General features: G+C 38.2%; 11 protein-coding genes and 1 tRNA gene. 6 read left to right on the forward strand and 6 right to left on the reverse strand.

The genetic code is table 11. The annotated features are described in order from the left end of the window. Nucleotides 1-5: 5 nt before the first annotated feature. Nucleotides 6-440: a dUTP diphosphatase gene (gene dut / locus G7Y57_RS00400; protein ID WP_165020199.1), complete on the reverse strand. Its 435-nt coding sequence runs from the start codon at nucleotides 438-440 to the stop codon at nucleotides 6-8. 202 nt (nucleotides 441-642) lie between these two features. Between dut and G7Y57_RS00405 the strand changes: the two genes are divergently transcribed. Together G7Y57_RS00405 and G7Y57_RS00410 are read left to right on the forward strand one after the other, a co-directional pair. Then, a tRNA-Val gene (locus tag G7Y57_RS00405) sits at nucleotides 643-717 on the forward strand. A gap of 195 nt (nucleotides 718-912) precedes the next feature. After that, entirely contained in the window at nucleotides 913-1,467 is a 555-nt protein-coding gene (locus G7Y57_RS00410; protein WP_165020200.1) for a hypothetical protein, read from the forward strand. A gap of 113 nt (nucleotides 1,468-1,580) precedes the next feature. Here the strand turns inward: G7Y57_RS00410 and G7Y57_RS00415 are convergent, their stop codons facing one another. From G7Y57_RS00415 to aldA, 5 genes are read right to left on the reverse strand one after another with little or no spacing between them, the layout of a single operon-like run. Then, nucleotides 1,581-2,159, reverse strand: coding sequence for a lactate utilization protein C (locus G7Y57_RS00415; protein WP_165020201.1), 579 nt, complete (start codon nucleotides 2,157-2,159; stop codon nucleotides 1,581-1,583). Nucleotides 2,160-2,163: 4 nt separating this feature from the next. Continuing rightward, nucleotides 2,164-3,543 (reverse strand): lactate utilization protein B, encoded by a 1,380-nt coding sequence (locus G7Y57_RS00420; protein ID WP_165020202.1) that lies wholly within the window; start codon nucleotides 3,541-3,543, stop codon nucleotides 2,164-2,166. Further along, the gene (locus G7Y57_RS00425; protein WP_165020203.1) at nucleotides 3,540-4,280 is read right to left on the reverse strand and encodes a (Fe-S)-binding protein; all 741 of its coding nucleotides are present in this window, start codon (nucleotides 4,278-4,280) and stop codon (nucleotides 3,540-3,542) included. Before G7Y57_RS00425 ends, G7Y57_RS00420 begins: the two co-directional genes overlap by 4 nt. 35 nt (nucleotides 4,281-4,315) lie before the next feature. Next, nucleotides 4,316-5,932 carry an L-lactate permease gene (locus G7Y57_RS00430; RefSeq protein ID WP_165020204.1) on the reverse strand — a complete coding sequence of 539 codons (1,617 nt, stop codon included), beginning with the start codon at nucleotides 5,930-5,932 and terminating at the stop codon, nucleotides 4,316-4,318. A gap of 5 nt (nucleotides 5,933-5,937) precedes the next feature. Continuing rightward, nucleotides 5,938-7,374 (reverse strand): aldehyde dehydrogenase, encoded by a 1,437-nt coding sequence (gene aldA, locus G7Y57_RS00435; RefSeq protein ID WP_165020205.1) that lies wholly within the window; start codon nucleotides 7,372-7,374, stop codon nucleotides 5,938-5,940. Nucleotides 7,375-7,606: 232 nt separating this feature from the next. Here aldA and G7Y57_RS00440 point away from each other — a divergent pair, with 232 nt between their 5' ends. The 4 genes from G7Y57_RS00440 (at nucleotide 7,607) to G7Y57_RS00455 (ending at nucleotide 12,703) form a co-directional block, all read left to right on the forward strand. Continuing rightward, a complete protein-coding gene (locus G7Y57_RS00440; RefSeq protein ID WP_165020206.1) occupies nucleotides 7,607-9,574 on the forward strand; it encodes a glycoside hydrolase family 97 protein in 1,968 nt (655 codons plus the stop codon). A 429-nt stretch (nucleotides 9,575-10,003) separates the two neighbouring features. Further along, a complete protein-coding gene (locus G7Y57_RS00445) occupies nucleotides 10,004-11,257 on the forward strand; it encodes a carboxypeptidase-like regulatory domain-containing protein (RefSeq protein WP_165020207.1) in 1,254 nt (417 codons plus the stop codon). A 55-nt stretch (nucleotides 11,258-11,312) separates the two neighbouring features. Next, nucleotides 11,313-11,864: an RNA polymerase sigma-70 factor gene (locus G7Y57_RS00450; protein ID WP_165020208.1), complete on the forward strand. Its 552-nt coding sequence runs from the start codon at nucleotides 11,313-11,315 to the stop codon at nucleotides 11,862-11,864. Next, nucleotides 11,861-12,703 carry a FecR family protein gene (locus G7Y57_RS00455; RefSeq protein WP_165020209.1) on the forward strand — a complete coding sequence of 281 codons (843 nt, stop codon included), beginning with the start codon at nucleotides 11,861-11,863 and terminating at the stop codon, nucleotides 12,701-12,703. Before G7Y57_RS00450 ends, G7Y57_RS00455 begins: the two co-directional genes overlap by 4 nt. Nucleotides 12,704-12,707: the final 4 nt, after the last annotated feature.

Raw genomic sequence — 12,707 nt, forward strand, 5'->3', positions numbered from 1 at the left:
CTTTGTTATTGTTTACCTGTATGTCCAAAACCACCGGCTCCACGCTCGGTTTCGTTTATCGATTCTACTTTTTCCCATTCTACTTGCGAATGAGCAGCTATAACCATCTGGCAAATTCGTTCGCCGTCGTTTATAACAAAGTCATCGTTAGATAAGTTGACTAGTATAACACGAATTTCTCCTCTGTAGTCGGCATCGATCGTACCCGGACTATTCAGAACGGTCAATCCATGTTTGAAAGCCAATCCGCTTCGGGGTCGTATCTGAGCTTCATAGCCTTGGGGCAGTTCTAAATATAAACCGGTAGGGACAAGAGTTCTCTCCAGCGGCTTTAGTACTATTGGATTTTCTATGTTTGCTCTCAGATCTACTCCTGCAGAGTATGGGGTCGCATATTCGGGAAGTGGATGATGCGATTTATTTATAATTTTTACTTTCATCGTTTATTATATTTTCTAGTTTGCGAAAATAGCTAAATCTTTGCAATTTACGCCGAAAATTGATAAAAATTAAGATTTAAAAATCGATCTAAAAATGAACCTCTCGAAAATGTTTTTGTATTTTTTTTCTTCAATTATTTTGCAGATTGAAAAAAAGATATACCTTTGCACTGCGTTTGAGAGAAAATGCAACCCTTTAAAAGGGCGATTAGCTCAGTTGGTTCAGAGCATCTGGTTTACACCCAGAGGGTCGGCGGTTCGAACCCGTCATCGCCCACTTATAAGTACAACTTATACTAAAACAATAAAAAGTCTTCTTGATCTTGTGATCTGGGAGACTTTTTTCTTTTACACAAAGAATGCTAGCCGAAAGCCTTCTTTCGTGTTCGTCGAATATGATCAACTTCCGCCTTTAACTTTTCTCTGAAAGAAAAATTTATAATAACTTAGCCCAATAGATAAATTACAAGTTATGAATTTAGATAGAATATCGGATGAGCGTCTTTTTCAAAATAATACAAAAGAAGATGTAAAGCGTTGGTGCCAAAGGCTTCAATATTTTCATTATATGCGGGCTCGCAGCGGGCATAATTGCGAGGGCGATTCTTTTGCCGTGTATATCAAATATGACGGACGAGAGGATTTGATAGGTAAACTATCTAAGCTGGGAGTAGTCTTATCTAAGCTTGAAGAGGGTTTTATTGCTTTTGACCCATTGGAGTCATATTCATTTGATGATTTGGATAAGTTGAAAATCACAATTTCACAATTCAATGATTTGGAACAACCTCAATATGTAGATATTTTCGGGTATAAAGTTCATATATGGGTATTAGCGAATCTTTTTGAAATAACTGTATCCGGTACAAAAGATGGTCAGACATATAAAGTTTCGGATGAAGATTTTAAAGTATGCCTTGCTCTGGAAGACCAGTTTGACAAGTTAGGTTGGAAATCATTAGTCGATGAAGATATAAAGAGCCACGCTCACTGCATTTCTAAAGAGAAATATCCCGAATTATTTTAGATGTTTTGCTTTTGTTCACACCTTTTCATGATAACTTAAAAATATAGTAGGGAACCTGAACTCAATCTGAAAGAATTCAGGTTCTAATTGTCTATATTCTCACAAGGGATACACTACCTCAGTATAACCGTAACTCCTTTTGCTCCATGCGCCCCTACCACAAGAGATTGTTCTATATCCGCGGTTTTTGACGGTCCCGAAATGAATACACCGAAGCCATAATCGTTGAAGGTGATTTTGTCATAGGCCTCATGCATATTATTCACTATATTGTTCTTGTCGACTACTATAACAAGGTACTCGGCTATAAAATAAACGACTTTCTCCTTTACATTTTGCGGTATCCATACACAGCCATTTTCTGCGACACCCACTTCGCCTTGAATGATTGCCAGATCCGTTCCATTCAATTGGTGAGGGTCTGGAACATTATCGGGATTGACTGTCGCAATGGAAATGTCGTTAAGATTAGAAGCTATAACTTTTGCCTCGGGATATAGATTGCCGATAATCTTGTTTATATCTTCACCTTCGTTCAGTAAAATAGCATCGCCACCCACAGCCTTACTGATGTCTATGAACTGTGCTATCTTATCTGCGTACCGGATTCCCTGAATATCGATGTCGGGCATATCGTATCTGTCGGTGATATGTCGTTTTACGTTTCCTAATATATCGTTTTTGCTGCTCATTGTCTTATTTCTTTTTGTTCTGTACTTTTCCTTTCTTCCACATTTGAGTAAAAGATTCACTTGCAAAATGTGGTAATTCACGTCCTTTTCCCCAATCATTCAATCCATTATAAAGCATGAAGCGAGGCAGGTGATTTATAATGGGAGCAAATTTAAGTCCGTTATTGTATAGGCTCGGGTGACCGAAAAGGAACTTCATACCTGAAGACATTACCTTTTTCATTTTGTCGGCTTTACCGAATGAATCGAGGTTCTGCCGCCATCTGTAAATTTGATCTGCCAGATCGATTTGTACAGGACAAACATTGTTGCACGAATAGCAAAGCGAGCAAGCCGAAACATTATCAAAGTATTCTTCAGGTGCTTTTAGCATACCCAGATTAATGCCGATAGGTCCCGGAATGAAGTATGTGTAAGAATATCCTCCACTGCGACGATACACAGGGCAGGTATTCATACATGCACCACAACGGATACACTTCAGTGTCTGGATATGTTCTTTATTGCTTAATATTTCGCTACGTCCGTTGTCTACTAATATAATATGCATTTTACATCCTTTGCGTGGCTTTCTGAAGTGTGAGGTGTAAGTGGTTACAGGCTGCCCGGTAGCCGAACGTGCCAATAAGCGGGTATATACACTCAATGCTTTATGGTTAGGTATTACCTTTTCTAATCCCATAGATACGATATGTACTTTAGGCAGCGATGTTCCCATATCTGCATTTCCCTCATTGGTACATACAACTATATCTCCTGTTTCGGCAACACCGAAGTTTGCACCTGTCATACCTACATCTGCTGTGAGAAACTCATTTCGTAAATGTTGACGGGCAGCACGGGTAAGATACGTAGGGTCGCTGTTATCCTTTTCGGTGTGTAATTTTTCTTCGAAAAGTTTACCGACTTCTTGTCTTTTGAGATGGATTGCAGGCATTACGATGTGGCTCGGCGGTTCGTCCATCAATTGTAGAATCCGTTCTCCGAGATCACTCTCTACAACATCGATACCTTTTTCTATCAGGTAAGGATTTAGGTGGCATTCCTCGGTCAACATCGATTTGCTCTTTACCAGCTTTTTCGCTTTATGATCCGATAGTATTTTATAGACAATCTCATTATGTTCATTTGCATCCTTAGCCCAATGTATAATAACGCCGTTTGCTTCTGCGTTTTCAGTGAACTTTTCCAAGTATTGATCGAGATGGGTAATTGTATGCATCTTTATTTTACTGGCCAATTCTCTTAGCTTTTCCCATTCGGGGATAGCCATAGCCATACGATCTCTTTTTTCGCGAACCATCCAGAGGGTTTCGTTATGCCATGTCTCCTGTTCTTTGTTTGCAATGAAGCGATTAGCAGCTTCTGTATGTTTTGTACTCATAATCCGGCAGCTAAAATTTGAATAACATGAATAAATTTAACAGGGAGTTTTTCCCTGCTTACAACACCTTGCATGTGCATCAGACACGAGCTGTCAGCTCCTGTTATATATTCCGCACCGGTAGCAATATGGTTCTTTACTTTGTCCTGTCCCATACATACCGAAACAGAAGGTTCTTCGATCGAAAACATACCGCCAAAGCCACAACACTCGTCTGCCTTCTGCGGCTCAAGTATTTCAATTCCCTCCACAAGAGAAAGTAAATCTTTTATTTTAGAGTAGCGGGGGATATTTAATTCGCTGGCAGAAGATAAGTGCAATTCGCGCACACCATGACAGCTGTTGTGGACACTTACTTTATGAGGAAATTTACTTGGTAATTTATCTATTTTCAATATGTCGTGAACAAATTCGCACAAGTCGTATATTTTCCCGCTGGTTTGACAAAGATGTTGTTCTTTTTCTAGCAGCCGGGGGTAATTTTCTTTTACAAAAGCGGTGCAACTAGCCGACGGTGCTACAATGTATTCGTATTTGTCAAAAAGCTTCTCGAATTCTTTAGCCAGAGGAATTGCCTTGTCCTCAAATCCTGCGTTTGCCATCGGTTGCCCACAGCAGGTCTGATCAAGAGGGTAGTCTACATCTACACCGAGATAATCAAGCAGCTTGTAGGATGCAACTCCCACCTCCGGGTATATAGCATTCACATAGCAAGGAATAAATAATCCTACTTTCATGTCAATATTTTTTAGTTGATAGTTCTTTTACAAAATCAGAAAATGAGCGATCCCAAAATTCTGGGTGTAAAATAGACCATAAGCCCTGTAATAATTATATATCCGAGAGCATATGGCAATGCTTTTTTCATAATTTCGCCTTCTTTTCCTTGTTCTCCGATAGCCGAAGTTGCTACGGCAATACTTTGAGGAGATATGATCTTACCACCTGTTGCTCCGGCAGTATTGGCTGCCGCTAACCAACTGTTATCTACTCCGATATTATGAGCCACATTAGCTTGCAATTTCCCGAACAATATATTAGATGATGTATCACTTCCTGTAAGGAATGTGCCTAAACATCCTATTGTAGGAGCAAATAATGGATAGAATGAGCCTGTTAGTAAGGCTAAGGTAATACCTAAGACATAGATCATTCCGCAAAAATCCATTATTGATGATAAAGCAATAAGAGAACAAACTGTGATGAACGTTTTTCTTTGCTGTTTAACAACCTTCCATAATAATTTGAAAAGCTCTTTTATCTTAGCTCCCTGAATTAGTCCTCCAAGCATCGAACCTAAGAATAGTAATACTCCGGTATCGATCAGCCATGATATTTTCACAGATCTTGTAACGTTAAGCTGACTTACAGAATCGAAAATGCTGAAATTGAACGAAGATGTCAGGAGGGGAGCCAGGATGTCCCTTATTGATAATAACGGACTACTTAGTATTACTAGAATAAGTATAATACCGTATACACTCCATGCCTTTAAAATTTCAGCAGTAGTTCTTTTCTGCGATTTATCAGCCAGTACCTTATCTTCTTTTTTTGCTGTTATTTTAGCAAATATTATTATGGTTATGATAGACGCTATACTGCCAATGATAGCAGGTGTTTCGGCACCCATGTAAATAGCTGCTATATATTGTGTAATCAAAGATACCCCACCAACAAGTATGCTGATTAGTATATTTTTAGGTAGGGCCTTTATTCTTGGATCTGTCATAAATACCAATACGAAAGGTATTATTAACATCAAAGGCGACAATTGCAATACCAAATTGGAACTTAATGTCTGAATATCGGTAATTCCGGCTTGTTCGGCTAAAACTTTTACCGGCATTCCTACAGCCCCGAACCCTGTAGCAACACTGTTTGCTATAAGGCTCGCTACGGCTGAGAATACAGGCTTAAAGCCTAGGCCTATCAATATCGCAGCAGGAATAGCCACTGCGGTACCAAAGCCTGCCATGCCTTCTAGTAATCCTCCGAATCCCCACGTGAGCAGCAGGACTTGAATACATTTATCTGAAGAAATGGAGGTGAATTGTTCTTTTATAATCTCCATTTTTCCTGTCAGTACAAGTACATTATAGCTAAAAATAGCCATAATAATGATTATCAGGATAGGGAAAAAGGCTTTAAGTATCCCATAAACTATGGATAGTGATGTATCGGCTATTGGAAACTTAAAGACCAGTATTGCTATGGCCAGTGTGGCAACCAATGTCAATAAAGCACTTTTGTGCCCTGCCATTTTCAAGAATCCCAAAAATACAATTAATAAAATAACCGGTATAAGAGCACAGAGTGCTAATACCCAGAATGTATCCGAATCGGGAGATAGGGATACAGATAAGAGAATATTCAATATACCGTTATTCATAATTATCAGCCTTTTGTTTCTAAATAAACGACATGTGTTTGAAGATATTCTTCAAGACCATGTTTGCCATCAGCACCACCGATACCCGATTTGCGCCACCCTGCATGGAATCCTTGCATGGCTTCAAAATTTTCCCGGTTAATATAAGTTTCGCCGAATTTAAGTGATCTTACCAATTTGAATGCAGTGTCCAGATTTTGAGTATAAACCGATGATGTCAAACCATATTCACAGTCGTTAGCCCAGTCAATAGCATCGTTTATATCGGAGAACTCAACAACCGGTAGTACCGGTCCGAAAGTTTCTTCCTGAATTATATCCATCTTTTGAGTCACCTCGGTTAATACAGTTGCTTCGAAGAAATAACCTTTAGTGCCGATGCGTTTTCCGCCGCAGGCTAGTTTTGCTCCTTGTTTAAGTGCTTTCTCTACTTTCTCAGTTACCAATTTCAAAGCATTGGCTTCTACAAGTGGTCCCATATCTAAATCTGCTATTTGCGCAGGATCACCAACTTTTACGGCTTTCATGCCGGCAATCAGTTTCTCGAGGAATGCATCTTTCACTTTTTTGTGTACATATACACGTTCTGCGCAGTTGCATACCTGTCCTGTGTTGATTACACGTGATGCTATAATCGATTTTACAGCCAAATCAAGATCAGCATCGTCCATAACGATAGCAGGTGCTTTTCCTCCAAGTTCTAACGATACTTTAGTAATATTAGGTGCTGCGGCAGCCATTGTTTGCTGTCCGGCACTTACACTTCCTGTAAGACTGACCATTCCTACTTTCGGGTTGGCCGCCATTTCGTGACCTATTACTGAACCGCGTCCCATAACCATATTGAATACGCCTGCAGGCAAACCAACTTCTTCTACTATTTGAGCAAATACATATGCATTTTCAGGTGTGATCTGGCTTGGCTTTACTACGATTGTGTTTCCTGTAACTAATGCGGGGGCAGCCTTGCGTGCTATTAAGAAAAATGGAAAATTCCAAGGGAGAATACCTGTAGTTACTCCGATTGGTTTCTTAAACAGGAATATGTTTTCATTCGGACGATCGCTCTGTATAATTTCGCCTTCGTAGCGGCGTGCCCATCCAGCCATATATTCGAGATAGTCGGCTGTGAAAAGTACTTCGACATTTGCCAGACCTTGTGTTTTGCCACCTTCTTTTACAATAATATCAGTTAATTCTTTTTCTCTTTTGCGGATGCCTGCGGCGATCTTTATCAGATAGCCGGCTCTTTCTACAGCGGGAGTTTTTTCCCATTTATTCTGTGCTTTTTCTGCTGCATCTATAGCCTTTTTCACGTCTTCTACACTGCCTTCGGGCAAACGGCAGTTTACTTCTTCTGTCGATGGATTCAAAACATCGATCCATTTACCGGACGTGTTTTCGATGAATTTTCCGTCCACAAACATTTTTAGTTCTTTCATGGTAATCTTATTTTTAGGTTTTAGAAATAAATTAGTACGAATGCAATGGATTCTAAAATTAAAGAAAATATTGAAAGTTTCACTTATATTTTTGACATAAAAGCATTAATCTTTGATAGCAATAATAATTAATGACAGGGAAATAAATACAAGTGTGAATAAAAATATTGTAGCTTTGGGATGAATAAAAATGTAAGCGTAGTTTTATATAACCTCAATTAATTCTAATATAATGAAAAGGATAAATCTATCAATTATTCTACTACTCCTGTTGTCGCAATACGGCTTCGCTCAAAAAACGGTTTCTTTATTATCACCTGACGGCAGACTCACTTTTTCCTTGAAATTGAGTGATGAATACCCTTCGTATAAGATAATGTTTAAGAAGCAAATTCTGATAAAAGATTCACCACTCGGTTTCGATTTCGATAATGGCACATTCGGTACCGGTCTTAAAATTAATAAACCCATATATAGGACAGGCAGCGAAACTTACGAGTTGGTAGTAGGGAAGACAAAAACTGTGCATAGTCAATACAAAGAGGTTATAATTCCTTTCGAGGAAAAAAATGCACAGGGTAGAAAAATAAATATGGTTGTAAGAGCTTTCGATGATGGTATTGCTTTCAGGTACGAGTTCCCAAAGCAACCGAATTGGGATTCGTATGTTATGTATGATGAGAATACTACATTCAATTTAGTGGGTAACCCTAAGGCTTTGACTCTTTTCTTACCTTCATATACATCGTCACATGAGGGACCTTATACTCATTTGAATTATAATGATATAGAAGAGAATAAACTAATGGATATGCCTATAATGCTAGAATATCCGAACAACATTTTCATGTCTATAACCGAAGCGGCGGTTGTTGATTATGCAGGAATGTATCTGATGAAAGAAAACGGTATGTTTGTCGGTAAGCTATCTCCATTACCCGGACAGACAAAAATAAAAGTGAAAGCAGATATTCCTCATCGCACTCCCTGGCGTGTAATATCTATTAGTGATAGAGTTGGGGCTATTATTGAGTCGAATATTCTTACAAATCTGAACGAACCTTGTAAAATAGAAGATACATCGTGGCTAAGACCGGGGAAGACAACCTTTACATGGTGGAATGGCAATGTAGTACCGGATACAACATTTGCTCCCGGAAATAACTTCGATACGAACAAATATTATATAGATTTTGCTGCCCGTAGCGGTTTGGATTATCATTCTATATATGGTTATGCCGAGCAGCCTTGGTATGTTGACGATGGATTTGATTTTGGAACACCCGGACCAAATTCCGATATAACAAAGCCGATTAAACCTCTTGATATGAAAGCGATTTGCAAATATGCTTATAGTCAAGGTGTGGGTATTCACCTTTGGATAAACTGGAAGCCATTGTATGCCAAAATAGATGAGGCATTCGCTCTTTTTCAGGAATGGGGAATTTCAGGTATGATGGTCGATTTTATGGATAGAGATGATCAGGAAATGATTCGAATACAGGAAGAAATATTGGCAAAAGCAGCAAAACATCATTTATTTATCCAGTTTCATGGTTCAAGTAAACCATCGGGTCTTCATCGTACTTATCCGAATGAATTTACACGTGAGGGAACAATGAATTATGAGGGGTATAAATGGGGTGCGGAAATAAATGCCGATCATGATATTTCAATGCCTTTCACTCGTCTGATTGCAGGTGCTACCGATTATCATTTGGGAGGTTTTAGGGCTGTACCAGAAAATAAATTTAAAGTTCAATTTACGAATCCATTGGTGACAAGCACAAGATGTCACATGCTGGCGATGTATGTCGTTCTCGAAAGTTATCTGGGTATGGTTTGCGATACACCACCATCGTATGAGGGGCAGCCGGGTTTTGATTTTATACAAAAACTACCTACTGTGTGGGATGAAATAAAAGTTCTCAATGCATCGGTAAATGAATATATAACCATTGCCCGCCGGAATGGTGATAGTTGGTACATCGGATCATTGAATAATAGTGAAGCCAGAGCATTATCTGTTACTCTTGATTTCCTCGATAATAAGGAATATACGGCTGATATCTATACTGATAGTAAAAATGTTGATGTAAATCCGAATCATCTGGTAAAACTAACTAAGAAGGTAAAAAAAGGAGATGTTATAGAATTACCTTTAGCAGCAAGCGGAGGTTCGGTGATACGCATTTATTGAAATAATTCTTTAAAATATAAGTAAACGTCTTAGGTATATAATCTAAGGCGTTTTTTTCTTGAATTTAAACAAGTGTAGCAATTAATGCTAAACCTATAATTGAAACCCGTATAATGAGTTTTCTTCTCTTTTTTCTTTTCTCGCTAACAGAAATTTCTCTATCCATTTTGTGTTCTTTTTTCTGATTTTATATTCGCAAAGTATATGCCATGGATTAATGTGTTATTGCATAGGTGTTTATGTGTTTGTTGAGTGTCCGTAATCGGACAGTATTGTCCATGTTTATGATCAGAAGCATAGAGAATTTATCTCAATTCTACTTGTATTAAAGAACAGAATAAAATACTTACAATTTTCTTTAGGGTTTTTGTTCGTTGAACGATCATATTAGTACAGCCGGTTTTATTAATCATCTTAAAAAAATATGACATGAAAACAAAATATTCAAAAGTAGCACGGTTTATCATTATTCTTTTTATTGCTGGTATGGTGCTTCCGCTTTGTGCGCAGGACTATCCCGATTACATTACAATAAATGGTGTAGTAAAAGACAAGAAATCGAAAGATAAACTGGAATATGTAAGTATTTCTATACCCGGAACAAGTATAGGTACTGTAACAAATGAAGATGGTGGCTTTTCTATCAAGGTAAAAGATTCGCTTCAAGCTAAGGTATTAGAACTTTCGCGATTGGGATATGCTAATCAGAGATATTCAATAAAAGGCAATGAAGATGATATAACCATATTCATGACTGCTAATGATAATAAATTGAAAGAGGTTGTTATCGAATCTGTTGATCCGCTGGAATTAGTGAAAGCTGCAATCGGTAAGATTGCGGATAATAATAGCTGTAATGCGAATTTGTTGACGGGATTCTATCGTGAGACCGTCAAGAAGAGACGTAATTACATTAATATCTCCGAGGCCGTTGTAGATGTTTATAAAACACCTTACGACGAAGACGATTCCCGTGACAATATTCAAGTTTGTAAGGGGCGTAAACTTCTTAGCCCGAAACCATCGGATACACTTATTGTTAAGTTTTTAGGTGGGCCTAATCTGTCTACTTATCTTGATGTTGTGAAGAATAAAGATCTTATGCTCAATCCGGAAACACTTTCTTACTATGAGTTTTCGATCGAGGACCCTGTTATTCTGAACGAACGTTTGCATTATGTAGTTAGCTTTAAGCCGCAGGTAATTTTGCCATACGCCTTATTGTATGGAAAACTCTACATCGATAAACAAAGTCTGGCCTTCTCTCGTGCGGAATTTAGTTTAAGTATGGACGACCAAAATAAAGCGACAGAAGCAATATTGAGAAAGAAGCCGTATAGACTCCGCTTTAAACCTGAAGAAGTTTCGTATGTAGTGACCTATAAAGAGCAAAATGGACGGAGTTATTTGAACTATATACGTAATGAAATTCGTTTTAAATGCGACTGGAAACGACGCCTGTTCTCTACGAACTACACAATCTTGCTGGAAATGGTGATGACAGAAAGAAAAGAAGACCATGTAGAACGCATTCCATCTAAGTTGTTGTTCAATGAAAAGCATTCTCTATCAGATAAAGTAGGTAGCTTTTACGATCAGGACTTCTGGGAAGACTATAATATTATAGAGCCTACCGAATCGTTAGAATCTGCCGTAACTAAATTGAAGAAACAAAATAAATGATTGGATGAAAAGTTTTTCTATATTTGATTGAATTTACTTTATTTTCTGGTCTGCTATGCTGAATGACTTATTTATATTCAAAAAGATAAAAGATGGTGATATAAAGACATTTGAATATGTCTTTAGGCAATACTATTCTCCTCTCTATATCTACTCATTCAGCATAGTAGGCAAGAAAGAAGCAGCAGAAGAAATTGTACAGGAATTATTTTATACGCTATGGAAAGAGCGCGAGAATATTCAGATATTACGTTCTTTGAAAAGCTACCTTTATGGAGCAGTGCGCAATCAGTCGTTGCAATACTATGAACATCAGAATGTACAATCCCGCTACCGGGAGACTGTTCTGAGCCGTAAAGACGACATAGAAGAATCGAGTCCTTTGGATGAGTTGGAATATAAAGAGTTGCAGGATCTGATAAATAAAACGTTGAAAAAGCTTCCTGCCAGACGTCTCCGTATTTTTCAGATGCATCGGATGGAAGGACGTAAATATAAAGAAATAGCAGAAATTCTTTCTGTATCGGTAAAAACAGTTGAAGCAGAAATGACAAAAACATATCAGGTACTACGCCACGAAGTGGAAAAATATACGCATGCATTATGACACTAAAAGAAAACAATAAAATTACAGATCAGGCGTGGAATCGCCTATACAATCGTTTGGATGAAGATGGGCTATTAGAGGTCGGAGCTTCAGATAAGCGACCAGTATTGCGCTCAGCCACATTCAAATGGGTAGCAAGTATAGCCGTTATATGTATATGTATAGCATCTGTATCGGTTATACAAAATCGGAAGTCAGCGCAAATTTATAATCAGACTTTAAGCAATGGAGGCGATGCGCCGACTTTGGTCTCTACTCTCGAAGATGGTTCTGTGGTTTATTTGGCAAACCATACATCTTTGCAGTATCCTGACCATTTTCCTAAAGATAGGCGACAAGTCTTTTTGCAGGGAGATGCTTTTTTTGATATAAGTAAGAATAAGGAAAAGCCTTTTATCATAGATACAGAGCAAACGATGATAGAGGTTCTTGGGACAGCTTTTAATGTGAAAAGTAAAGATGAATCTTTCTCTTTATCGGTTCAACGTGGAGAAGTTAAGATTACCTCGAAAAAAGATGGTAAATTTGTTTATGTCAAAGCCGGTGAAACGGCCTTGTTTCAATCTGATAAATTGCAGACAATGCAGACAATAGATGCAGGACAATTCGGTGCCTATTTGAAAAAAGTGCAATTTAAAGATGAGCGATTAGCAGATATTGTTCATGTAATTAATATAAACTCGGGTTCTTCGGTATTACAAGTTGCACCGGGGCTTGAAGATAGATTGCTTACTGTGACTTTCTCTGATGATACGCCTTATAGTGTGGCCAAATTGATTTGCATGGCACTGGATCTTAAATTAACGCAAAAAGAGGATACAATTATTATTTCCGAGTAAGAAA

This window comes from Dysgonomonas sp. ZJ279, from assembly GCF_011039205.1.
In the GTDB taxonomy this organism is placed as follows: domain Bacteria; phylum Bacteroidota; class Bacteroidia; order Bacteroidales; family Dysgonomonadaceae; genus Dysgonomonas.

What these genes read in the sequence shown, in the direction of transcription:
- dut (WP_165020199.1), bottom strand. Translation starts at nt 440, where the DNA reads ATGAAAGTAAAAATTATAAATAAATCGCATCATCCACTTCCCGAATAT.
- G7Y57_RS00410 (WP_165020200.1), top strand. Translation starts at nt 913, where the DNA reads ATGAATTTAGATAGAATATCGGATGAGCGTCTTTTTCAAAATAATACA.
- G7Y57_RS00415 (WP_165020201.1), bottom strand. Translation starts at nt 2,159, where the DNA reads ATGAGCAGCAAAAACGATATATTAGGAAACGTAAAACGACATATCACC.
- G7Y57_RS00420 (WP_165020202.1), bottom strand. Translation starts at nt 3,543, where the DNA reads ATGAGTACAAAACATACAGAAGCTGCTAATCGCTTCATTGCAAACAAA.
- G7Y57_RS00425 (WP_165020203.1), bottom strand. Translation starts at nt 4,280, where the DNA reads ATGAAAGTAGGATTATTTATTCCTTGCTATGTGAATGCTATATACCCG.
- G7Y57_RS00430 (WP_165020204.1), bottom strand. Translation starts at nt 5,932, where the DNA reads ATGAATAACGGTATATTGAATATTCTCTTATCTGTATCCCTATCTCCC.
- aldA (WP_165020205.1), bottom strand. Translation starts at nt 7,374, where the DNA reads ATGAAAGAACTAAAAATGTTTGTGGACGGAAAATTCATCGAAAACACG.
- G7Y57_RS00440 (WP_165020206.1), top strand. Translation starts at nt 7,607, where the DNA reads ATGAAAAGGATAAATCTATCAATTATTCTACTACTCCTGTTGTCGCAA.
- G7Y57_RS00445 (WP_165020207.1), top strand. Translation starts at nt 10,004, where the DNA reads ATGAAAACAAAATATTCAAAAGTAGCACGGTTTATCATTATTCTTTTT.
- G7Y57_RS00450 (WP_165020208.1), top strand. Translation starts at nt 11,313, where the DNA reads ATGCTGAATGACTTATTTATATTCAAAAAGATAAAAGATGGTGATATA.
- G7Y57_RS00455 (WP_165020209.1), top strand. Translation starts at nt 11,861, where the DNA reads ATGACACTAAAAGAAAACAATAAAATTACAGATCAGGCGTGGAATCGC.